A 24,203-nucleotide genomic window follows, 5' to 3' on the forward strand; every position below is an offset into this window, starting at 1 on the left:
GGAGTAACGGTTTTATATACCGTTTGGTGATTTACAAGCAGAAAAGAGAATAAGGGGAAATCCCCTCTCCCGGCGGGAGAGGGAGAAAGGCAATTACAGCGCCAGCAGACGCTCCACGGACGGAGCGAAGTAATAGCCGCCGGTCACCGGTTTGGTGAAACGCAGCATCGCATCGCGCTTGCCGTCGGTATCACCAAACATGCTCAGTAGTTGCTGTTCGATATTGTACAAACGCGCGCAGTACGCGCAGAAGTACAGGCCATGCGTGCCGCTCGCTGTGCCATACGGCAGGCTCTGGCGAACAATTTTCAGGCCTTTACCGTCTTCTTTCAGGTCAACACGAGTCAGGTGAGACGTAACCGGACGGTCGTCGCCGTCAATCTCTTCGTTGGCTTCTTTGGTACGACCGATCATCATCTCCTGGTCGTGCACGCTCATGCGGTTAAGCTGGTTGAGGTTGTGCTCCCAGCGCTGCACGAACACATAGCTGCCGCCTGCGTCCACACCGTCTTTGATCACCGCCACTTCGCGGCGCGTTTCTTCACCCGCCGGGTTTTCAGTACCGTCGACAAAGCCGCTCAGATCGCGCTCTTCGACCCAACGGAAACCGTGCACTTCTTCCTGCACGTCGATGCTGTCGCCAAACGCTGCTACCGCCGCCTGCGCAACAGAGAAGTTCACGTCATGACGTAAAGAGAGAATATGAATCAGCACATCGTACTGGGTCGCTGGCGCAAGACCTTTACCGTAAGGGATAAAGTCTTTCAGCTCTTCAGCCCCTTCGCCGCCGCTCAGCTGACGCCAGACGTTATTACCGAAAGCAACAACGGCACCCAGGTGGGCGTCAGGAAATTTGGCCTGGAAGGAGGCCAGTTTATCGACGAATACTTTGCTGGCTGCACGCAGGGCATCCACATCCCCTTTTACATTGGCTTCAATCCAAATCGCCGCGCGGCAATGTTCTGGCAAAATGCCACTCTGAACCTGAGACATCGCTCCTCCTGAAATAAAGATGCCACGACAACGTGGCATTCATGGCGGGTATTATACCTGGATTTCAGCGAGTCGGTTTGTTCAGACGCAAATTACTGCTTCCAGATAATTTTGCTCACTTTCCAGTTTTTCAGCGTATCGTCTGACGGCATTAACCCTTCCGGGCCGCTCCAGGTGCCGGTAAAGAGGTAACTGATGTGCTCGCTGCCTTCTGCTTTACACTCCACCGCCACGCTGTCGTCGGATGGCACGCTGGTGCAGTTGCCGAAGGCCTGTTTGTAGAGCGCGCTAAATGGTGTGCCCACTTTTACACCGCTTGTGGTCGGGATATCTTCGTCCATTACCGCAACCCGGTTTACCGTACCTTTATCGCCGTTAATCACCAGCGCCAGCGTGTCGCCTTTCAGCGCTTCGAAATAATGCACGATGGTGCCATTTTCCGTTTTCATACCGCTACGCAAGCGATAGTCACTACTCAGCGCAGACTGAATAGCGTCCTGATCCAGCGCCGTCGACGCGGTGATTTTGCCCACGCCCTGCTCGGTCACTTCCGTTGAAGAACCAAACCAGTTCCACGGATAAGCAGCCGACCAGTTAATTGAGGAGAGCGTTGAGCAGCCGGTTAATGCCAGCGGGAGAGCGCATAAAAGTAAACGCAGCGATTTCATTGAAACGTCCTTACTTGTTAAATCAACGCTTGTTGGAGTGCAACATCGGCAAAAAGTGCCGCTTAATCTTTTTCAGGCGTAAAACAGGCGCGAAGACGGGGGTTAGTTAACAGCCACATCAGCGCCACGATATCCGCCACCAGCAACCCAATCCCCAGCCCGGTGAGCGGCTCGCCATAGAGCCAGAGTACAGGCTGCCAGCACAGCAGCGCAATTTGCGCCACAATCAGCAGCCAGCGAAGCGCCTGCCAGATTCGCGGGATAAGATGGCGTCGCCCACTGCACAGAAACGCCACGACCGCCGGCACGCCCGGTAGCAACCCCAGCCAAAAGGCGTCGTGATCGGGGTAAAAAAGCGTCAGCAGCGTATCGCCCTGCCCGCGTGATGCCGCGGCCATAACAAACAACACCCAGGTGCGTGCCTGCAAGAGCAAAACGCACCAGAACAAAAACGGCAGCCTGACACGCCCTTGCGCATCATAGTCTGCCGGATGGATCTCAGTACTCTTCATCTTCTATCAGGCGCTTACCTAAACTCAGCACATCAGAATGCTCGTAACCCAGGCGCTCATACATGCCCAGCACCACGTCGTTATCTTCCCGCACCATGATCTGAATTTTCGGGCAGCCTCGGGCGATCAATTTCTTTTCCAGGCGATTGAGCAGCGCATTGGCGATACCGCGACCGCGGTATTCCGGGTGCACGCCCAGATAATAAGCTGAGCCGCGATGACCGTCGTAACCGCCCATCACCGTGCCAACGACTTCGCCGTTCACTTCGGCAACCAGGAACAGACTGACGTCGTGATTCACCTTACGTTCAATGTCCATTTCCGGATCATTCCACGGACGCAACAAATCGCAGCGCTCCCAAAGGGTGACCACCTCTTCGAAATCTTCCTGGCGAAAAACGCGTATCTCCATGGTATTAACCGCCTTTTCAGGTTTAAAAACAGTGATTATGGCGCGAACGCCGTCAATAGCCAATAACCGGCGAAAATCCCACTAAAATTTGGCATAATGTCACTCTGTCACGTATTGAAATGAAAAGTAAAACAATTCTCAACAAGGACTGTCGTAACGTGAAACGCGATACGATATAACACCAGGACCCCAATTTTTTACAATTCAGGCCGCATGAGCACATTCAAACCATTAAAAACACTCACATCGCGTCGTCAGGTTCTCAAAGCGGGGCTGGCGGCCTTAACGTTAACGGGCATCGCTTCACAGGCGCAGGCAAAAGAAGAGACCGCGCTGAAAACCAGTAACGGACACAGTAAGCCAAAAGCTAAAAAAGCGGGCGGGAAACGCATTGTCATGCTCGACCCGGGCCACGGTGGTATTGATACCGGCGCCATCGGTAAAAATGGCTCTAAAGAAAAACATGTCGTACTGGCGATTGCAAAAAATGTACGCGCAATTTTACGCAGCAACGGCATTGACGCCCGTCTGACGCGCTCTGGTGACACCTTTATCCCGCTCTACGATCGCGTAGAGATTGCCCATCAGCACGGCGCAGATCTGTTTATGTCGATTCACGCTGACGGTTTTACTAATCCCTCTGCGGCCGGGGCGTCGGTGTTTGCGCTCTCTAACCGTGGGGCCAGTAGCGCCATGGCGAAATACCTCTCAGACCGCGAAAACCGCGCGGATGAAGTCGCCGGGAAAAAAGCCACTGACAAAGACCACCTACTGCAACAGGTGCTGTTCGATTTAGTCCAGACCGACACCATTAAAAACAGCCTGACGCTCGGGTCGCATATTCTGAAAAAGATTAAGCCCGTCCACCGTCTGCACAGCAGTGGCACGGAACAAGCCGCGTTTGTGGTGCTGAAATCGCCGTCAATTCCGTCGGTGCTGGTCGAGACATCTTTTATTACTAACCCGGACGAAGAGCGTCTGCTTGGCACCACGGCGTTTCGCCAGAAAATCGCCAACGCGATCGCCTCCGGGATCATCAGTTATTTCAACTGGTTCGATAACCAGAAAGCGCACTCCAGGAAACGTTAATGAAACCCAATGCTGAGCGGGTAAAAGAATTTCTGCTGCACTTGCAGGATGAGATTTGCCAGAAACTGGCTGCCGTTGACGGCGCTGAATTCCAGGAAGATAACTGGCAGCGAGAAGCCGGTGGCGGCGGGCGCAGCCGCGTGCTGCGTAACGGCAGTATCTTTGAACAGGCGGGCGTCAATTTTTCTCACGTTCACGGAGATGCTATGCCCGCTTCCGCCACGGCGCATCGTCCTGAACTGGCAGGCCGCAGCTTTGAAGCGATGGGCGTTTCTCTGGTAGTGCATCCGCTTAACCCCTTTGTCCCGACCAGCCACGCTAACGTGCGCTTTTTCATCGCCGAAAAACCCGGTGCCGACCCGGTGTGGTGGTTTGGCGGCGGTTTTGACTTAACGCCATTCTACGGTTTTGAAGAGGATGCTGTGCACTGGCATACCACCGCACGCGACCTGTGCCTGCCGTTTGGTGAAGACGTTTACCCGAAATACAAAAAGTGGTGCGATGACTACTTCTACATCAAGCATCGCGACGAGCAGCGCGGCATTGGCGGGTTGTTCTTTGACGATCTGAACACGCCTGATTTTGACACCGCATTCCGCTTTATGCAGGCTGTCGGCCAGGGTTATACCGATGCCTATCTGCCGATTGTCGAACGCCGCAAAAACACCGACTACGGCGTGCGCGAACGCGAGTTCCAGCTCTATCGCCGCGGGCGCTATGTGGAATTCAACCTGGTGTGGGATCGCGGTACGCTGTTTGGCCTGCAAACGGGCGGACGCACGGAGTCGATTTTAATGTCGATGCCGCCGCTGGTGCGCTGGGAGTACAGCTTTGAGCCAAAAGAAGGCAGCCCGGAGGCCGCCTTGCGTGAGTTTATTCAGGTTCGGGACTGGGTGTAAGCCGGATGGCGCTAAGTTCATCCGGCCTGCAAGCTTTGTAGGTCGGGTAAGCGAACTCGCCACCCGACACACCACAATTACAGAGGCTGTGTCTGCGCCTCAACCACCGCCAGCGCCACCATGTTCACAATACGACGCACGGACGCAATCGGTGTCAACACATGCACCGGTTTCGCCACGCCCATCAGTACCGGTCCCACGGTCACCCCTTCAGAGCTGGACACGCGCAGCAGGTTGTAGCTGATTCGCGCCGCTTCCACGTTTGGCATAATCAGCACGTTTGCCGAGCCTTTCAGCGGGCTGTCCGGCATCCGCTCGTTACGAATACTCTCCACCAGCGCTGCATCGCCATGCATCTCACCATCAATCATCAGCTCCGGCGCGCGCTCGCGCACCAGCTCCAGTGTCTGGCGCATTTTGCAGGCCGCCGGGGATTTAGATGAACCAAAGTTGGAGTGCGACAGCAGCGCCACTTTTGGCTCAATGCCGAAGCGGCGTACGGTTTCAGCCGCCATCACGGTGATCTCCGCCAGCTGTTCCGGGGTTGGATCGTCATTGACGTAGGTATCAGCAATAAAGGTGTTACCGCTTGGCAGCAGCAGTGCGTTCATCGCCCCGGCGGTGTGTACCCCTTCGCGATAACCGAAGATCTCCTGCACGACGCTGAAATGCTCGTGGTAATCACCGATCGTGCCGCAGATAAGCGCGTCGGCCTCACCGCGATGCACCATGATAGCCCCGATCACCGTCGTATTGCTGATAACCGCCCGCTGCGCCTGCTCCTGGGTGATGCCGCGGCGCTTCATGATGGCGTAGTACTCGTTCCAGTACTCTTTAAAGCGCGGATCGGATTCGTTGTTTACGATTTCAAAATCCACACCTGGCTTGATTTGCAGGCCCAGTTTCTGAATACGCATTTCGATAACGCTAGGGCGACCAATCAGGATTGGCTTCGCCAGCCCCAGTGAGATCAGCTCCTGCGTGGCGTGCAGCACGCGCGCCTCTTCCCCTTCAGCCAGCACCACGCGTTTCGCATCCGCACGTGCCTGAGAGAAGATAGGTTTCATGAACAGGTTGGTTTTGTAGACAAACTCAGTGAGCTTATCGACGTAAGCATCGAAATCCTTAATCGGACGCGTTGCCACACCGGAATCCATCGCCGCTTTCGCCACGGCAGGAGCGATTTTAACAATCAGGCGCGGGTCGAACGGTTTTGGAATGATGTAATCCGGGCCGAAGCTCAGATCCTGGTCGCCATAAGCGGAAGCCACCACTTCGCTCTGCTCAGCGTGAGCCAGCTCGGCAATCGCGCGAACGGCCGCCAGTTTCATCTCTTCGTTAATCGCCGTTGCGCCCACATCCAGCGCTCCACGGAAGATGAACGGGAAACACAGCACGTTGTTCACCTGGTTCGGGTAGTCAGAGCGCCCGGTACAGATAATGGCATCTTCACGCACCGCTTTCGCCAGCGGCGGCAGAATTTCCGGTTCAGGGTTAGCCAGGGCCAGGATCATTGGCGCGCGCGCCATCTTCTGCACCATCTCCTGGGTCAGCACTTTCGGGCCAGAACAGCCAAGGAAGATATCCGCACCGTCGATCACATCGTCCAGGGTGCGTTTACCATCGTCTTCCACCGCGTAGGCCGCTTTGGTTTCTACCATGTTTGGTTCACGGTTTTTGTAGATAACGCCTTTAGAGTCACAGACCACAATATTGTGCTTCTGCATCCCCAGCGCCACCAGCAGGTTCATACAGGCAATGGCTGCAGCACCCGCACCGGACACCACCATGCGCACGTCAGAAAGATTTTTTTCTACCACCCGCAGGCCGTTCAGAATGGCCGCGGTGCTGATAATCGCCGTACCGTGCTGGTCATCGTGGAAAACAGGAATGTTCATACGTTCACGCAGTTTCTGCTCAATGTAGAAACATTCCGGCGCTTTGATGTCTTCCAGATTGATACCGCCAAACGTTGGCTCAAGTGCCGCCACCACGTTGATAAATTTATCGGGATCGAGCTCATCGACTTCGATATCGAACACGTCGATACCGGCGAATTTCTTGAACAGCACCCCTTTACCTTCCATGACCGGCTTACCGGCCAGCGCGCCGATGTTACCTAAGCCCAGCACCGCCGTGCCGTTAGAGATTACGGCAACCAGGTTACCGCGCGCAGTGTATTTGTAGGCCGCCAGCGGATCTTTTTCGATTTCAAGGCATGGCGCGGCAACGCCTGGCGAATAAGCCAGCGCCAGATCGCGCTGGGTCGCCAGCGGTTTGGTAGGGGAAACCTGGATTTTGCCCGGAACAGGAAACTCATGAAAATCGAGGGCACTCTGTTTTAACTGATCGTCCATCTTATCGTTCCTTTCACGTATCGTTCATAAAGGGTGGCGTAATAACTCTCCTGATGCTCACCCAGGAATGCCGGCTAGTATCGCCAATGCAGGCGCGACAAACTTTGAAGGCTGCCAAACTCTCGCCATCAGAAAGCAAAAATTGTTATCAATTTATAACGACCATGTTACCCGTCGCAGAAAGCAATGCCTCCCTCGTCTGCTATGCTTTTTTGTTAAGTACCTCTCGTATTTCGCAGAAGTGTGAACTAACGCACTCATCTAACTCTTTTATTCCAAAGGAGTAATTTTCAATGAACCAATTAGACGGCATCAAACAATTCACCACCGTCGTCGCCGACAGTGGTGATATTGAATCTATTCGCCATTATCAGCCTGAAGATGCGACCACCAACCCTTCACTGCTGCTAAAAGCAGCCGGGCTTGCGCATTACAGCCACCTGATCGATGACGCCATCGCCTACGGCAAGCAGCGCGGTAAAACCCAGGAACAGCAAGTTGCCGAAGCCAGCGACAAGCTGGCGGTCAATTTCGGTGTGGAGATCCTGAAAAGCGTCCCGGGCCGGGTTTCAACCGAGGTGGACGCGCGCCTCTCTTTTGACCAGCAAAAAAGCATCGCCAAAGCCCGCAGGCTGGTTGAGCTGTATCAGGAGCAAGGCATCGATAAATCCCGCATCCTGATTAAGCTGGCCTCAACCTGGGAAGGCATTCGTGCGGCGGAAGTGCTGGAAAAAGAGGGGATCAACTGCAACCTGACGCTGCTCTTTTCCTTTGCTCAGGCGCGTGCCTGCGCTGAGGCCGGTGTATTTCTGGTCTCGCCGTTTGTCGGGCGCATCTACGACTGGTATCAGTCCAGACAGCCCATGGATCCGTACATCGTTGATGAAGATCCCGGCGTGAAGTCCGTGCGTAATATCTACGACTACTTCAAACAACACCGCTACGAAACCATTGTTATGGGCGCCAGTTTCCGCCGCACCGAGCAGATCCTCGCGCTGGCAGGCTGCGACCGCCTGACCATTTCTCCGGCTCTGCTGAAAGAGCTTCAGGAAAAAGAAGAACCCGTCGTCCGTAAGCTGATACCGACATCAACCCTGTTACCGAAACCAAAAGCAATGACGGAAGCGGAGTTCCGCTGGGAGCACAATCAGGACGCAATGGCCGTCGACAAGCTGGCGGAAGGCATCCGTCTTTTCGCCGTTGACCAGCGCAAACTTGAAGATCTGCTCGCCGCCAAACTTTAACCTTGCCATGGAGTGAATTATGTCCCGTAAAGAGCTCGCCAATGCCATTCGCGCCCTCAGCATGGATGCCGTGCAAAAAGCCAATTCCGGCCACCCTGGCGCCCCCATGGGCATGGCAGATATTGCCGAAGTGTTGTGGAATGACTTTCTCAAACACAACCCCAATGACCCCACCTGGGCCGACAGAGACCGCTTTATTCTCTCCAACGGCCATGCGTCTATGCTGCTCTACAGCCTGCTGCATTTGTCCGGCTACAACCTGCCGCTCGAAGAGTTGAAAAACTTCCGCCAGCTGCACTCGAAAACGCCAGGACATCCGGAAATTGGTTATACGCCAGGCGTGGAAACCACCACCGGCCCACTCGGGCAGGGGTTGGCGAATGCCGTGGGAATGGCCATCGCGGAACGCACGCTGGGCGCGCAGTTCAATCAGCCAGGGCATGATATTGTCGATCACTACACCTGGGTGTTTATGGGCGACGGTTGTCTGATGGAGGGCATCTCGCATGAAGCCTGTTCGCTGGCGGGCACGTTGGGTCTTGGCAAGCTGATCGGCTTTTACGATCACAACGGCATTTCTATCGACGGCGAAACCGAAGGCTGGTTTACCGACGACACGGCAAAACGCTTCGAGGCATACCACTGGCATGTGGTGCATGAAATTGACGGCCACGATCCTGAGGCGTTGAAAAAAGCGATCCTCGAAGCCCAGAGCGTGAAGGATAAACCGTCGCTGATTATCTGCCGCACGATTATTGGTTTCGGCTCCCCGAATAAAGCCGGGAAAGAAGAAGCGCACGGCGCGGCGCTGGGCGAAGAGGAAGTGGCCCTTACCCGGCAAAAACTGGGCTGGAAATACCCGGCATTCGACATTCCAAAAGAAATCTACAAGGCCTGGGATGCCCGTGAAGCAGGTGAAAAAGAGCAACACGCCTGGAACGACAAATTTGCCGCCTATAAGCAGGCACACCCGGACCTGGCCCGCGAGTTTTCCCGCCGCATGAGTGGTGGATTACCGGACGACTGGGAAGCAAAAACCCAGGCATTAATTGAAAATCTGCAATCTAACCCGGCTAAAATTGCCACCCGTAAAGCATCGCAAAACACCCTCAACGCTATTGGCCCCATTCTGCCGGAACTGCTTGGCGGCTCTGCGGATCTGGCACCCAGTAACCTGACTATCTGGTCGGGCTCTAAATCGCTGAAAGAAGACATCTCCGGAAATTACATTCACTACGGCGTACGTGAGTTCGGGATGACCGCAATTGCCAACGGCATCGCACATCACGGCGGATTTGTGCCCTACACCGCCACCTTCCTGATGTTTGTGGAGTATGCCCGCAACGCGGCGCGTATGGCGGCGCTGATGAAGGCGCGTCAGATCATGGTCTACACCCATGATTCCATCGGGCTTGGCGAAGACGGGCCAACGCACCAGGCGGTCGAGCAACTGGCAAGCCTGCGCCTGACGCCAAACTTCAGTACCTGGCGTCCGTGCGATCAGGTTGAAGCGGCGGTGGGCTGGAAGCTGGCTGTGGAGCGCCACAACGGACCAACCGCGCTGATTTTGTCACGGCAGAATCTGGCGCAAATTGAGCGTACGCCAGAGCAGGTGAAAAACATCGCGCGCGGCGGGTACATCCTGAAAGACAGCGGCGGCAAGCCTGATGTTATTCTGATTGCGACCGGCTCAGAAATTGAAATCACGGTTAAAGCCGCAGAGAAACTGACCGCCGAAGGTCATGCGGTGCGCGTGGTTTCCCTGCCCTCCACGGATATTTTTGATGCCCAGGATGAGGCATACCGCGAATCGGTTCTGCCATCGAATGTGGCCGCCCGCGTGGCCGTCGAGGCCGGGATCGCCGACTACTGGTACAAATATGTCGGGCTGAAAGGCGCGATTGTCGGGATGTACGGCTATGGCGAATCGGCCCCGGCCGACAAACTGTTCCCGTATTTCGGCTTTACCGTTGAGAACGTGGTGGAGAAAGCGTTGAGCATTATTTAACGCACAAACCATGCAGGCCGGGTAAGGCGTAGCCGCCACCCGGCTTTTTTCAAACCACTCTAACCCCTGCCGGCAGCACCCGCTCCGGCGTCAGTAACACGCTCTCGCTGGCGTCATCGGTTTCCGCGCACAGCAACATGCATTCGGACGTTTCACCGCGCATTTTGGCTTTCGCCAGGTTGCACAACACCACGACCGTTTTCCCCATCAGCTCTTCTTCCCGGTAATACGGCACCAGGCTGGTGACAGTTTGCAGCGTTTTACCGCCCACCTCTATCTGCGCGATGTAGAGTTTATCGGCATTGGCATGGCGTTTAACGTCGATTATGGTCCCTACGCGGATCTCAAGCTTTGCAAAATCATCGTATGCTACCGTTTCCATATTTCCTCCCGGGTAAAGTTTTACTAAATATTAGCACGGTATTTACGATCAACAACAGGTTGGATATTTACTAAAAACGGATGCATGTGCGAACGCATCCTTTACAATGGGCACATCACGTGGGGAAAAAGGACAAACATGGCAACGCTCAAAGATATTGCAACAGAAGCGGGTGTCTCGCTGGCGACGGTATCCCGGGTATTAAACGACGACCCAACGCTTAATGTAAAAGAAGAGACTAAACACCGTATTCTGGAGATTGCCGAAAAGCTGGAATACAAAAGCAGCACCTCCCGCAAGATGCAGTCGGGGGCAGTGGGACAGCAGCATATTCTGGCGCTTTACAGCTATCAGCAAGAGCTGGAAATCAACGATCCTTACTACCTTGCTATTCGCCACGGCATCGAAACTCAGTGTGAAAAGCTCGGCGTTGAGCTCTCTAATTGCTACGCCAATGCCACGCTACCAGAGACGAAAAAACTCACCGGCGTGCTGATTGTCGGTAAACCCTCCCCCGCCGTACGCCGCGCCGCCACCGCGCTGAGCGACAACGTCTGCTTTATTGATTTTCACGAGCCGGGTAGCGAGTACGATGCGGTTGATATCGATCTTTCGCGTATCAGCAAGCAAATTGTCGATTTTTTTATCCAGCAAGGCGTTGAGCGTATTGGGTTTATTGGCGGCGAAGATGAGCCCGGTAAAGCGGATATTCGTGAAGCTGCATTCGTTGAATACGGGCGTCTCAAGAACGTAGTGTCTGAAGACGATATCTGGCGCGGCGGATTTTCCAGTTCCTCTGGCTACGAGCTGGCGAAAAAAATGCTCTCACAGGCAAGCTGGCCTTCTGCGCTGTTTGTAGCGTCAGACTCTATTGCCATTGGGGTTTTGCGGGCCATCCATGAGAAAGGGCTGGCTATCCCGCAGGATATTTCGCTCATTAGCGTGAACGATATCCCGACCGCCCGCTTTACCTTCCCACCTCTTTCCACCGTGCGCATTCATTCCGAAATGATGGGCAGCCAGGGCGTAAACCTGCTGCTGGAAAAATCCCGCGATGGCCGTGCACTGCCGCTTCAGGTCTTTGTTCCCAGCGTGCTCAAACTGCGCGGCACCACGCGCTAACTCCCCACTTTTCGTCCTGCCCCACACACTGCCGGGTTCGCCCGGCAGAGATTTATTTCGTGATCGAGTTAAAGCAAATAGGTTTTACTGATTTTATTTAGTAAAACTTTTACTAAAATACTCAGCAATGATGTTTTACCCCACAGGGAGATAACATGAATCGCTGGGAAAATATTCAAATCACGCATGAGAACCGGCTTGCGCCGCGTGCGTACTTCTTTTCGTATGACGATGTTGCGCAGGCGCGAACCTTTGCCCGCGAAGCCAGTAGCCACTTTTTGTCATTAAGCGGCCAGTGGAATTTTCGCTTTTTCACCAACCCGCTGCTGGTACCTGAAAACTTCACTTCTGAATATATGGCCGACTGGGGCGCTATCGCCGTGCCAGCCATGTGGCAGATGGAAGGTCACGGCCACCTGCAATATACCGATGAAGGATTCCCCTTCCCGGTTGATGTGCCCTGGGTGCCCAGCGATAACCCCACCGGAGCCTATCAGCGCTTTTTCACCCTGTCTGATGGCTGGCAGAACAAACAGACCCTGATTAAGTTCGACGGCGTAGAAACCTATTTCGAGGTTTACGTTAATGGCCGTTATATCGGCTTTAGCAAAGGCAGCCGGCTAACCGCCGAGTTCGATATCAGCGATGCGGTGGTGACCGGGCAAAACCTGCTGTGCGTGCGCGTCATGCAGTGGGCAGACTCAACCTACATTGAAGATCAAGATATGTGGTGGACGGCGGGTATTTTCCGCGACGTCTATCTGGTCGGCAAAAATCAGGCCCACGTGCAGGACTTCACGGTCAAAACCACGTTTGATGAAAACTACCAGGATGCAACCCTCGCCTGCCAGCTTGTGCTGGAAAACCTGGCCACACAGCCGGTTAATGTGTCGCTGGAATATGCTCTCTATGACAGTGACGTGGTCTTGCACCAGGGCGCAACCCGCAGCCTTACGCTCACCCGCACAGCGGAAACGGGGTTAAGCTTCGCAGTTAAGCAGCCGCAGCAGTGGTCAGCAGAATCACCGTACCTGTATCACCTGGTTATCACGCTAAAAGATGAACAGGGGCAGACGCTGGAAGTGATCCCTCAGCGCATTGGTTTTCGTGATATCACCGTGCGAAATGGCCTGTTCTACGTCAACAACCATTACCTGAAGCTGCACGGCGTCAACCGCCATGACAACGATCACCTCAAAGGCCGTGCCGTGGGGATGGATCGCGTCGAGCGCGATATCGTCCTGATGAAGCAACACAACATCAACTCGGTGCGAACTGCCCACTACCCGAACGATCCGCGCTTCTACGAGCTGTGCGATATCTATGGCCTGTTTGTAATGGCAGAAACGGATGTTGAATCCCACGGCTTTGCCAACGTAGGCGATTTGAGCCGCATCACCGACGATCCGGTGTGGGAGCATGTTTACGTCGAGCGCATCGTACGCCACATCCACGCCCAGAAAAACCATCCGTCCGTCATCATCTGGTCACTCGGCAACGAATCCGGCTACGGCTGTAATATCCGCGCGATGGCGCGTGCGGCGAAAGCACTGGACGATACCCGCCTGCTTCACTACGAAGAAGATCGCGATGCCGAAGTGGTGGATATTATTTCCACCATGTATACCCGCGTGCCGCTGATGAATCTGTTTGGCGAATTCCCGCACCCGAAACCCCGCATCATCTGCGAATACGCACATGCGATGGGGAACGGTCCTGGCGGGTTGACCGAATACCAGAACGTGTTCGATCGCCACGATTGTATTCAGGGGCACTATGTCTGGGAGTGGTGCGACCACGGTATTCAGGCAACCGATGCCAATGGCAGGACGTTCTACGCCTACGGTGGCGACTTCGGCGATTACCCGAACAACTACAATTTCTGCCTCGATGGGCTTATCTATTCAGATCAAACCCCGGGGCCGGGCCTTCGCGAGTACAAACAGGTTATCGCACCGGTGAAACTGGCATGGCACAACGGCGCGCTACGGGTTGAAAACAGACTGTGGTTCACCACCCTGGATGACTACAGCCTGCATCTCGAGGTGCGCGCAGAGGGAGAAACGCTGCACAGCCAGCAGCTGAGCCTGGCCGGGATTGCCCCGAACAGCACGCACACCCTGGCGGTCACCTTGCCGGCGCTGGATGAACGGGAAGCTTTTCTCACCGTTCACGTTCGCAAGAACAGCCGCACGCTTTACAGCGAGGCCGGGCATGAAATCGCGCTCTACCAGTTCCCGCTAAAAGCGCGTACCGCCAGCGCAACGCCATTTATCGATCGCAACGCCACCCCGCTGACGTTTAAAGAGGATCGTCTGAGCTGCACGGTTACCGGCCACAACTTCCGCGTGAGTTTCTCAAAACTGACCGGAAAGCTCAGCGCCTGGCAGGTGAACGGGGAAGAAAAACTGACCCGCGAACCGAAGATTAATTTCTTCAAGCCGATGATTGATAACCACAAACAAGAGTACGAAGGACTGTGGCAGCCCAATCATCTGCACATCTTACAGGAGCATCTTCGCGGCTTTGAGGTAGACACCTGCGACAGCGAGGTGGTGATAACTACCCGCACGTTGATTGCGCCACCGGTGTTCGATTTTGGGATGCGCTGCACCTACCGCTGGCGGGTTGCGGCTGACGGGCAGATTAACGTCGAGCTGAGCGGGGAGCGCTACGGTGACTACCCGCACATTATTCCGTGCATCGGCGTCACCCTCGGCATCAACGGGGAATTCGACCAGGTAACCTGGTATGGCCGCGGGCCGGGCGAAAACTACCCGGACAGCCAGCAGGCCAGCACCATCGATCTGTGGCACGCCACGGTGGATGAGATGTTTGAAAATTATCCCTTCCCGCAGAACAACGGCAACCGACAGCAGGTGCGCTGGACATCCCTGGCGAACCGTCAGGGCAGCGGAGTGCTGGTGGTTCCCGAGCAGCCTATTCACTTTAGCGCGTGGCACTACACCCCGGAGAACATTCACGCGGCACAGCACTGCAATGAACTGCAACGTAGCGAAGACATCACTCTGAATCTTGACCACCAGCTGTTGGGGTTAAGCTCAAACTCCTGGGGCAGTGAAGTGCTGGACTCCTGGCGCGTCTGGTTCAGGCCGTTTAGCTACGGATTTACCCTGCTGCCGCTAGAGGGCGGGCAAACCGCATCACGCGTCCTGGCGCAGCATCAGTTTGGCGCAGGTTTCGTTTCGACGAATTCGCACAACGAGGCAGACCAATGATCGTTCTCGATAGCCTGGAACAGTTTAAGCAGCTTTATCGCGCAGGCCGCAAATGGCAACGCTGCGTGGAAGCCATTAATAACATCGACAACATCCCGGCAGGCGTTGCCCACTCGATTGGGGATTCGCTGGCCTACCGTGTGACCCGCGATACCACCACGGACGCATTATTCGTAAGGCATCGCCGCTATTTCGAGGTGCATTACTACCTGCAAGGTAGACAAAAGATTGAGTATGCCCCCCGGCAGGAACTCCAGCCCGTTGAATGCTATCGCGACGACACTGACCGCGAGTATCTGAAAGGTGTCGGCAAGACCCAACAGGTGCACGAGGGACAACTCGTTATCTGTGAAAACCATGAAGCCTACCGCTTCATCAGTGAAGAGCCAGTTAAAAAAGTCGTCCTCAATGTGACCATTGAAGACGGTTACTTCCATAACAAATAAAAAACACGAGCGGTGCCAATGCAGCACCGCTATCCTCCTCGTACCCGGAGAAACGTTATGTCTGAAACAACCAAGCGCAATACCATCGGCAAATTCGGCCTGCTGTCGCTGACGTTTGCCGCCGTTTTTAGTTTTAACAACGTTATCAACAATAATATCGAACTGGGGCTCGCCTCGGCCCCGATGTTCTTTTTAGCCACGCTGTTCTACTTCATTCCGTTTTGTTTAATCATCGCGGAGTTTGTGTCGCTGAATAAAAACTCCGAAGCCGGGGTGTATGCCTGGGTGAAAAGTTCGCTTGGCGGACGCTGGGCATTTATCACCGCCTACACCTACTGGTTTGTTAACCTGTTCTTTTTCACCTCATTATTACCGCGCGTTATCGCTTACGCCTCTTACGCCTTTCTGGGCTATGAGTACATTCTTACGCCGTTTGCCACCACGGTACTGAGCATGGTGCTCTTCGCCTTCTCAACCTGGGTGTCCACTAACGGGGCGAAAATGCTGGGGCCTATTACCTCTGTGACCTCCACGCTGATGTTGTTGCTGACGCTCTCCTATATCCTGCTGGCCGGTGCGGCGCTGATGGGCGGCGTGCAGCCTGCCGATCCGATTACCGTCGATGCGATGATTCCCCATTTCAACTGGGCATTCCTCGGCATTACCACCTGGATCTTTATGGCCGCCGGGGGCGCTGAGTCCGTTGCGGTATACGTTAACGACGTGAAGGGCGGCTCAAAATCTTTCGTTAAGGTCATCATCCTGGCGGGGATCTTTATCGGCGTACTGTACTCCATCACTTCTGTGCTGATTAACGTCTTTATCAGCAGCAAAGAGCTGAAATTTACCGGTGGTTCAGTGCAGGTGTTTCACGGCCTGGCGGTCTGGTTTGGTCTGCCTGAAGTGCTGATGAACCGTTTTGTGGGCCTGGTCTCCTTTACTGCGATGTTTGGCTCGCTGCTGATGTGGACTGCCACGCCGGTAAAAATCTTCTTCTCTGAAATTCCAACCGGGATTTTTGGCCCGAAAACCGTGGCCCTGAACCAGAACGGCGTACCGGCTCGCGCGGCCTGGATACAATTTCTGATTGTCATCCCGCTGATGATTATCCCGACTATGGGCTCGAATACCGCGCAGGATCTGATGAACACCGTCATTAATATGACCGCCGCAGCCTCTATGCTGCCACCGCTGTTCATCATGCTGGCGTACCTGAACCTGCGGCGTAAGCTCGATCATCTGCCGCGCGATTTCAAAATGGGGTCACGTACCACGGGCATGGTGGTGGTGTCGATGCTGATTGTTATTTTCGCCATCGGCTTTGTTGCCTCAACCTTCCCGACCGGCGGCAATATACTGACCATTATTTTCTATAACGTCGGCGGTATTGTTTTATTCCTCGGCTTTGCCTGGTGGAAATACAGCAAATACGTAAAGGGATTATCAAAAGAACAACAAGAAGTTGAAGCATCACCCGCCTCAAATATTACCTGATACAGCAGGCAGGGATTTTATTTCTTTGGGATGAGTTTATGAAAATTAAAGCAAATTATGCTGGGGCACTCGCTGCCCTCTCTTTCTGCTGCCCGTCATTTGCCGCAGAGGACGCGCGGCCGGCAGAGCACGATGACACGAAAACACCGCAGATAAGTTCTCCGTCATACCGCTTTTATGGCGAGCTGGGTATCGGCGGATATATGGACCTGGAAGGCAAGGAAAAACACAAATACAGCGACGGGACCTATATTGAGGGCGGTCTGGAAATAAAACAGGGCAATTGGTTTGGGCTGATTTACGGCGAAGGCTGGACGGTGCAGGCCGACAGCCAGGGCAATGCCTGGGTCCCCGATCACAGCTGGGGCGGTTTTGAAGGCGGGCTTAACCGTTTATACGGCGGTTATAAAACCGATAACGACACCGAAATCATGCTCAGCGTGCGGCAGGACTCCTCGCTTGATGACCTGCAATGGTGGGGCGACTTCACGCCGGACATGGGGTATGTGATCCCCAATACGCGCGACATCATGTACGCCCTCAAGGTGCAGAATCGTTCGGGTAACCTGCGCTACAGCGTGACCGCCACGCCTGCGGGGCACCATGACGAAAGCAAGGCCTGGCTGCATTTTGGCAAATACGATCGCTATGACGATAAGTACACCTACCCGGCAATGGCGAACGGCTATATCCAGTATGACATCGTTAAAGACGTCACCTGGATGAATGGACTGGAACTTACCGATGGCACCGGCCAGCTCTTTCTGACCGGCATTTTGTCCCCGAACCTGGCCGCTCGCGCCTGGCACCATACCGGGCGCGCCAGCGGCAAGGACACCTCCGGTACGGAATCGGGGTACATGGTCAGCGCCATGGTAGAGGCGCTTAAGGGTGTCTATCTCTCCACTGCCTACAGCTACGCCCGGCATCGCCCGGACAACGCGGCCGACGAAACTACGTCGTTTATGCAGTTTGGTATCTGGTACGAATACGGCGGCGGGCGCTTCGCCACCGCTGCCGATAGCCGCTTCTATATGAAAAATGCCTCAGGCGATCCGAGTGACCGGGTCTTCCTGATGCAATATTTCTACTGGTAAAAAGAGAACCACCGCCAATGAAAATATCGACCTGTCTGACCCCGCTGGCCTGCGTGCTCGCGTTGAGTCTCTCCGCACACGCCGCCACGGCTGACGCGTTTAAAAATGTCATAAACCGTACCGGCGCGCCGGCATACATGCACGATTTCGATGATGATGACCACCAGCGTTTTAACCCCTTTTTCGATTTGGGTGCCTGGCATGGTCATCTGTTGCCGGACGGGCCGCAGACCCAGGGGGGATTTCCCGGCGTCGCGCTGCTCACCGAAGAGTACATCAATTTTATGGCGACCAATTTTGACCGCCTGACCGTCTGGCAAAACGGCAAGAAAGTGGACTTTACGCTTGAGGCTTACAGTCTCCCCGGCGCGCTGGTGCAAAAGCTCACAGCCAAAGACGTGCAGATTGAGATGACGCTGCGCTTCGCCTCTTCGCGTACCTCGGTGCTGGAAACCCGAATCACCAGCAGCACCCCACTCGACCTGGTGTGGGACGGCGAACTGCTGGAAAAACTGGAAGCCAAAAGTGGCAAGCCGCTCTCAGATAAAACCATCGACGGCGCGTTCCCGGATTATCAGCGCCAGATTGTCCCGACCCGCGATGGGCTGAAAGTCACCTTCGGCAAAGTGCGTTCAACCTGGGATCTGCTGACCTCCGGCAGTTCGGAATATCAGGTCCATAAATCGATAGCCACACAGACCACCGTGAATGGCCACCGCTTTATCAGCAAGGCACACATTTCCGGCAGCACCACACTCTACACCACCTATTCCCATCTGCTGAATGCCGATGAAGTGAAACGCGAACAGCCGCAAATCCGCGATATTCTGGCGCGCCCCGCCGTCTTTATGAGCGCCTCAAAAACGCGCTGGGAAGAGTATCTGCGCAAAGGATTAAGCAATCCGAACGCCACGCAGGAGCAGACTCGCGTGGCGGTAAAAGCTATTGAAACCCTCAACGGCAACTGGCGCTCACCGGGCGGTGCAGTGCGCTACAACACGGTTACGCCGTCCGTCACCGGGCGCTGGTTCTCTGGCAACCAGACCTGGCCGTGGGATACCTGGAAACAGGCCTTTGCCATGTCGCACTTCAACCCAGACATTGCTAAAGAGAACATCCGTGCGGTCTTCTCCTGGCAAATCAAACCCGACGATCCGGTACGCCCGCAGGACGCCGGTTTTGTGCCCGACCTTATTGCCTGGAACCTGAGCCCGGAACGCGGCGGCGATGGCGGTAACTGGAACGAACGCAACACCAAACCGAGCCTGGCGGCATGGTCAGTGATGGAGGTTTACAACGTCACTCACGACAAAACCTGGCTTGCCGAGATGTACCCAAAACTGACGGCGTATCATGACTGGTGGCTGCGTAACCGTGATCATAACGGCAACGGTGTGCCGGAATATGGCGCAACCAGGGACAAAGCCCATAACACGCCGGGCGGTGAGATGCTGTTTATGGTCAAAAAAGGCCAAAAAGAAGCGTCGCTTTCAGGACTGGATAAGTACGAAAGTGTGGTCAGCAGCGGCCATTACGACAGCCTTGAAATTCCGGCACAGGTGGCCGCGTCCTGGGAATCCGGGCGCGATGACGCCGCCGTATTCGGCTTTATTGATAAAGAACAGCTGGATGCATACGTGAAAAACGGCGGGAAGCGCAGCGACTGGACGGTGAAATTCGCAGAGAACCGCAGTAAAGAAGGGACACTGCTGGGCTATTCCCTGTTGCAGGAGTCGGTCGATCAAGCGAGCTATATGTACAGCGACAATCACTATCTGGCGCAAATGGCGACCGTGCTTGGCAAAACCCAGGACGCAACTCACTATCGCCAGCTGGCAGATAAGCTCGCGAACTATATCAATACCTGCATGTTCGACGCCGCCAGCGGCTTTTACTATGACATTCGTATCGAAGACAAACCGCTGGCAAACGGCTGCGCGGGGAAACCTATCGTCGAGCGTGGTAAAGGGCCGGAAGGCTGGTCACCGCTGTTTAACGGCGCGGCAACGCAGCAACATGCTGATGCCGTGGTGAAAGTGATGCTGGATGAAAAGGAGTTCAACACTTACGTGCCGCTCGGGACTGCCGCGCTGACAAACCCGGCGTTCGGCCCGGATATTTACTGGCGTGGTCGCGTCTGGGTAGATCAGTTCTGGTTTGGTTTAAAAGGGATGGAGCGCTACGGTTATCGCCAGCAGGCGCAGCATCTGGCGCAGGCGTTCTTTACTCATGCGAAAGGGCTCACGTCAGACGGCCCGATTCAGGAAAACTACAATCCACTGACAGGGGCACAGCAAGGCGCACCTAACTTCTCGTGGAGCGCGGCGCATCTGTACATGCTGTATAACGACTTTTTCCGTAAAGATTAACGCGTGATCCACAGCGTGGGCCAGGCATCTGGCCCATGCCAGTTATCGCAGCTTGGCTCTTCTGCATACCGCACCAGGCGAAAATGCTGGCCGTCAAAACGCCAGCGGGTCTGAATGCCGCAATCCGCAATCCCCCGCCCTAACGACAGCGTGCTCAGCTCCCGGGTTTTCTCATCAAAGCTGGCATTCATCAGCTCCATTTCACTGCTGTCGCTCGATGGCGTAAACGGCAGTCGCAGCCTGACGCTTCTGGCGGCAAAGGGCTTTTTACGTGACACCAGCCATGCCAGGTCGACGGTGTTGTAGGCTCCAGCTTCACAGCTGATCATCAACAGCGCCTTGTCGTCGGTTAATGCCGTTACCCGCACTTCCCGGCGATTAGGATCAAGAGAGCACTGGCTATTGTTCATCCGCCAGCTGCCGTAATCCAGCAGATCGTTGAGTTCATCATGGGAAAGCGGCGTCGGCGTGGGGTTCACGACCGCCACCTCTTTCAGGGCAGGTGCAGGCGGCACGCTTAACGGCGGCTCGCCGCCTTTTTTAATCCACGCGGTTTCGCTGCCCACGCGCTTTTGCTGGGCATCAATAAACAGCAAAGCGGCCTTCAGCCCGTCCAGGGAGATAATCTGTCTTCCCCCTTTCAGGGTAAGCGCTTTGCCTTCCTGAATGCTTTTCAAAAAGGCGGTAATAGTCGTGGCGTCATCCGTCATTAAATGCCACGCAGTGACCTGCCAGTGCAGTGGATCCAGCTTTAACGGGGCGTTATCCAGCAGAAGGCGCGGCGCGATATCAGGCTCTTTAACCGACGGGGAATCAAGCCCTCCCAGGTCGATACGCAGCGTGGCGTCTGTTTTCGCACCGGCACTGCGGCTGAGCGTCATCACCAGCCCATGATGTTCACCGGTATTGCGTGCAACGCAAAAGTTTTGGTTGTTACAGGTTACCTGCCAGTCAGAGAAAGACTGCTGTGCAGGCGCAGCCCACACCAGAGGCGCACGTAGCACGCAACATAACGAGAGAATAAAAACGCAATAGCGCATGGATGGCACAATCCCGGAAACAAAAACGTAAATCTGGGCAGTATCTTCGTGTTACAACCAGGCGGGCTCAATCGGATTTATCGGATAGATTTATCCGAAAGTCATCAGACTACCGTTCGAAAGAACCGTTCATTAACCCGGTTGTTTGCAAATACTGCAATAAGATCACCGCTTTACCGTCCTTGATCTCCCCTGAACGCAGCATTGCTAATGCCTGAGAAAAAGGGATTTCCAGCACTTCAATATCTTCGTCATCCACGCCGCCGCCCCGGTGAGTGCGCTGCGCATCGCTGTATTCCGCAATAAAGAAGTGCACTAATTCCGTTACGCCGCCTGGCGACATAAATAACTCAAAGACTTTTTTCACCTTGCCCACTTCAAAGCCCGTCTCTTCGATGGCTTCTTTGCGGATACAGACTTCTGGCTCGTCGTCATCAAGCAGACCCGCACAGGTTTCGATGAGTCGTCCGTCCGGATTGCCGTTTACCCATGTCGCAACCCGGAACTGGCGAATTAACACCACGCTCTGTTTTTCACGGTTATACAGCAGGATGGTCGCACCGTTACCGCGATCGTAGACCTCACGCTTGTGACGGATCACCTCACCGTTTTTACGTGTTAAATCATAAGTAATGTTACGCAGGACAAAGTAATTTTCAGAAAGAATTTTGTCTTTGATAACGTCTATTTTCAGGGTCATACGGGCTCCACGGCGCAATGAATGCACTTATACTACGCCGCGAAACCCGCTTTGTCGCCCGCCTGATTTAGTGCGTTTTGGGTGCGCGAACCCCAAGCCAGTCCATCATCCCTTGCGCCGCATGACGCCCTTCCGCCATCGCAGTGACCACCAAATCCGCACCGCGCACCGCATCGCCACCGGCGAAAATTTGCGGGTTGGTTGTCTGGTAGCGATAAGGACTGTCAACAGAAGCCACAATGCGCCCCCAGTCGTCGGTGTTGACGCCGTGGGCCTGCAACCACGGCATCGCGTGCGGGTTAAACCCAAACGCCATGATGACCGCATCCGCAGGCATCACGAACTCACTGCCCGCAACCGCAACTGGCCGACGCCGCCCCTGAGCGTCAGGCTCGCCCAGTTCAGTGCGCAGCATTCTGATCCCGTTCACCTGTCCGTTTTTCGCCAGCGTCAGCTCAACCGGCTGCACGTTAAATTCAAACCCGGCGCCCTCTTCCTTCGCATTTTTCACCTCTTTTTTCGAGCCAGGCATATTGGCCTCATCACGGCGGTAGGCGCAGGTCACTTTCGCCGCACCATGACGTAATGCAGTACGCACGCAGTCCATCGCCGTATCGCCCCCGCCAAGCACCACCACGTTCAGCCCCTGCGTGTTGATGTATGGCTCGGCGGTTGTCGGCTCAAGCCCCATCACCTGACGCGTGTTGGCCACTAAAAACGGCAGGGCATCGTACACACCAGGTGCATCCTCATGAGGAATACCCGCTTTCATCGAACGATAGGTGCCCACGCCGATAAACAGGGCATCGTAGTCAGTCAGCAACTGAGACATCGACACGTCTTTGCCCACCTCGCAGTTCAGCTCGAAGTGGATCCCCATGGCGGTAAATATCTCCCGGCGGCGTGCCAGCAGTGATTTGTCCAGCTTGAAGGCCGGGATACCAAAGGTTAGCAGCCCGCCAATTTCCGGGTGTCGGTCATACACGGTGACGTTCACCCCGTGGCGCACCAGCACGTCTGCACAGGCAAGCCCGGCCGGGCCTGCGCCAATAATGGCGATGCGTTTATCTACCGGGACGACCCCAGTCATATCTGGTGTCCAGCCCATGGCCAGCGCCTGATCGGAAATATAGCGTTCGATATTGCCAATCGTCACTGCACCAGATTCATCCCGCACCGTGCAGGCACCCTCACATAATCGGTCCTGCGGGCAAACGCGACCGGTAATTTCAGGTAAACAGTTGGTCTGATGAGAGAGCGCCACCGCACCGGCGATGTCCCCCTCTTTCACGCGCTCAATCCACTGAGGGATGTGGTTATGCAGCGGGCATGTCCATTCGCAGATGCTGTGTTCGCCGCATTTCAGGCAGCGTGATGCCTCGCGATGCGCCTGCTCTGCCCGGAATGGCAGGTAGATCTCGTTAAAATGGCAGGCGCGGGCTTCAGGGCTAAGCTTGTCCGGCTCACCGCGGGGTACCAGCGCCTGCATCTGCTGCAATTTTGTTGGTGGCGTTTGGCGCGGTGCCGCCTCGCTATGCCAGGGCTGCGCTTCAAGCCTTGCGGTGCGCTGGCGGCGTGATTTTGCCAGGTTATCCAACACCCCGGGCGTGGCGAGCGTCAGGACTTCCGCCGGGCAGTTTTCGATGCAGGCCGGGCCTTGCGGGCGCTGCACACAGAGATCGCACTTGTGGGCCGTGGCCTTCACGCTACCGTTGTTCAGTGGCGTAACGATGATTTCCATCGTGCCAAACGGGCAGGCCACCACGCAGGCTTTGCAACCAATGCATTTTTGTTGATTCACCTGTACGCTGTCATGGTTTTTGCTGATAGCGCCGTTAGGGCAGCTCTGCGCACAAGGCGCATTCTCACAATGATGGCAGGTGACGGGGCTTTTTCTGGCACCCGACCGGAGTACCGTAATGCGGGGATGAAAATGGCGCTCGCTCAGGACATGTTGCTCGTCGTTGTGCGCCATGACACAGGCGACTTCGCAAGCACGACATCCGATACATTGCTGGCTGTTGGCCATAATAAAACGATTCATAACTACACCTGTTTTGGCTTCAATAACCTTATTCTTTATATGAATATTGTATTTACCGAGTGCGGTGTTATCAGGCAATGTTCAAATG

19 protein-coding genes are annotated in these 24,203 nt (G+C 55.0%); 10 read left to right on the top strand and 9 right to left on the bottom strand.

What is annotated here, in order from left to right; all coding sequences use genetic code 11:
- Window positions 1-93: 93 nt before the first annotated feature.
- The 4 genes from ACT9TW_RS21920 to ACT9TW_RS21935 form a co-directional block, all read right to left on the bottom strand.
- On the bottom strand, window positions 94-993 hold the full coding sequence (locus ACT9TW_RS21920) for a Dyp-type peroxidase (protein WP_446493684.1): 900 nt from the start codon (window positions 991-993) through the stop codon (window positions 94-96).
- 92 nt (window positions 994-1,085) lie between these two features.
- Complete coding sequence (locus ACT9TW_RS21925) at window positions 1,086-1,661, bottom strand: RpoE-regulated lipoprotein (protein ID WP_182061950.1); 576 nt, start codon at window positions 1,659-1,661, stop codon at window positions 1,086-1,088.
- Window positions 1,662-1,723: 62 nt separating this feature from the next.
- Complete coding sequence (locus ACT9TW_RS21930; RefSeq protein ID WP_315686381.1) at window positions 1,724-2,173, bottom strand: DUF2919 domain-containing protein; 450 nt, start codon at window positions 2,171-2,173, stop codon at window positions 1,724-1,726.
- Complete coding sequence (locus tag ACT9TW_RS21935) at window positions 2,160-2,585, bottom strand: GNAT family acetyltransferase (protein ID WP_014071258.1); 426 nt, start codon at window positions 2,583-2,585, stop codon at window positions 2,160-2,162. The genes ACT9TW_RS21930 and ACT9TW_RS21935 overlap by 14 nt, the downstream gene beginning before the upstream one ends.
- Before the next feature lie 213 nt (window positions 2,586-2,798).
- On the opposite strand from ACT9TW_RS21935, the gene amiA reads away from it, so the two are divergent.
- The gene (gene amiA / locus ACT9TW_RS21940; protein WP_446493685.1) at window positions 2,799-3,674 is read left to right on the top strand and encodes an N-acetylmuramoyl-L-alanine amidase AmiA; all 876 of its coding nucleotides are present in this window, start codon (window positions 2,799-2,801) and stop codon (window positions 3,672-3,674) included.
- Window positions 3,674-4,573: an oxygen-dependent coproporphyrinogen oxidase gene (gene hemF, locus ACT9TW_RS21945; protein ID WP_436353672.1), complete on the top strand. Its 900-nt coding sequence runs from the start codon at window positions 3,674-3,676 to the stop codon at window positions 4,571-4,573. Before amiA ends, hemF begins: the two co-directional genes overlap by 1 nt.
- A 77-nt stretch (window positions 4,574-4,650) precedes the next feature.
- On the opposite strand, the gene maeB is transcribed toward hemF, so the two are convergent.
- The gene (maeB, locus tag ACT9TW_RS21950; protein ID WP_182061958.1) at window positions 4,651-6,930 is read right to left on the bottom strand and encodes an NADP-dependent oxaloacetate-decarboxylating malate dehydrogenase; all 2,280 of its coding nucleotides are present in this window, start codon (window positions 6,928-6,930) and stop codon (window positions 4,651-4,653) included.
- Between the two features lie 293 nt (window positions 6,931-7,223).
- On the opposite strand from maeB, the gene tal reads away from it, so the two are divergent.
- On the top strand, window positions 7,224-8,174 hold the full coding sequence (gene tal / locus ACT9TW_RS21955) for a transaldolase (RefSeq protein ID WP_446493686.1): 951 nt from the start codon (window positions 7,224-7,226) through the stop codon (window positions 8,172-8,174).
- A gap of 19 nt (window positions 8,175-8,193) precedes the next feature.
- Window positions 8,194-10,182, top strand: a complete 1,989-nt coding sequence (gene tkt, locus ACT9TW_RS21960) for a transketolase (protein WP_446493687.1) — start codon at window positions 8,194-8,196, stop codon at window positions 10,180-10,182.
- 49 nt (window positions 10,183-10,231) lie between these two features.
- Here tkt and ACT9TW_RS21965 read toward each other — a convergent pair whose 3' ends face one another.
- Window positions 10,232-10,564: a tRNA-binding protein gene (locus ACT9TW_RS21965; protein ID WP_446493688.1), complete on the bottom strand. Its 333-nt coding sequence runs from the start codon at window positions 10,562-10,564 to the stop codon at window positions 10,232-10,234.
- A 138-nt stretch (window positions 10,565-10,702) separates the two neighbouring features.
- Between ACT9TW_RS21965 and ebgR the strand changes: the two genes are divergently transcribed.
- From ebgR to ygjK, 6 genes are all read left to right on the top strand, one after another.
- Entirely contained in the window at window positions 10,703-11,686 is a 984-nt protein-coding gene (gene ebgR, locus ACT9TW_RS21970) for a transcriptional regulator EbgR (protein WP_182061962.1), read from the top strand.
- 155 nt (window positions 11,687-11,841) lie between these two features.
- Window positions 11,842-14,925, top strand: coding sequence for a beta-galactosidase subunit alpha (ebgA, locus tag ACT9TW_RS21975; RefSeq protein ID WP_446493689.1), 3,084 nt, complete (start codon window positions 11,842-11,844; stop codon window positions 14,923-14,925).
- On the top strand, window positions 14,922-15,371 hold the full coding sequence (locus ACT9TW_RS21980) for a beta-galactosidase subunit beta (RefSeq protein WP_315686393.1): 450 nt from the start codon (window positions 14,922-14,924) through the stop codon (window positions 15,369-15,371). Before ebgA ends, ACT9TW_RS21980 begins: the two co-directional genes overlap by 4 nt.
- Window positions 15,372-15,428: 57 nt before the next feature.
- On the top strand, window positions 15,429-16,865 hold the full coding sequence (locus tag ACT9TW_RS21985; protein WP_446493690.1) for an amino acid permease: 1,437 nt from the start codon (window positions 15,429-15,431) through the stop codon (window positions 16,863-16,865).
- Window positions 16,866-16,903: 38 nt separating this feature from the next.
- Entirely contained in the window at window positions 16,904-17,962 is a 1,059-nt protein-coding gene (gene ygjJ, locus ACT9TW_RS21990) for a protein YgjJ (protein WP_446493691.1), read from the top strand.
- A gap of 17 nt (window positions 17,963-17,979) precedes the next feature.
- Entirely contained in the window at window positions 17,980-20,331 is a 2,352-nt protein-coding gene (ygjK, locus tag ACT9TW_RS21995; protein ID WP_446493692.1) for an alpha-glucosidase, read from the top strand.
- Here the strand turns inward: ygjK and ACT9TW_RS22000 are convergent.
- From ACT9TW_RS22000 to aegA, 3 genes are all read right to left on the bottom strand, one after another.
- Entirely contained in the window at window positions 20,328-21,371 is a 1,044-nt protein-coding gene (locus tag ACT9TW_RS22000; RefSeq protein WP_182061968.1) for a DUF1176 domain-containing protein, read from the bottom strand. The genes ygjK and ACT9TW_RS22000 overlap by 4 nt on opposite strands.
- 109 nt (window positions 21,372-21,480) lie before the next feature.
- On the bottom strand, window positions 21,481-22,071 hold the full coding sequence (gene nudK / locus ACT9TW_RS22005) for a GDP-mannose pyrophosphatase NudK (protein WP_182061969.1): 591 nt from the start codon (window positions 22,069-22,071) through the stop codon (window positions 21,481-21,483).
- A gap of 67 nt (window positions 22,072-22,138) precedes the next feature.
- Complete coding sequence (gene aegA, locus ACT9TW_RS22010) at window positions 22,139-24,115, bottom strand: formate-dependent uric acid utilization protein AegA (protein ID WP_446493693.1); 1,977 nt, start codon at window positions 24,113-24,115, stop codon at window positions 22,139-22,141.
- Between the last annotated feature and the right edge of the window lie 88 nt (window positions 24,116-24,203).

The organism is Enterobacter sp. C4G1, assembly GCF_052886895.1.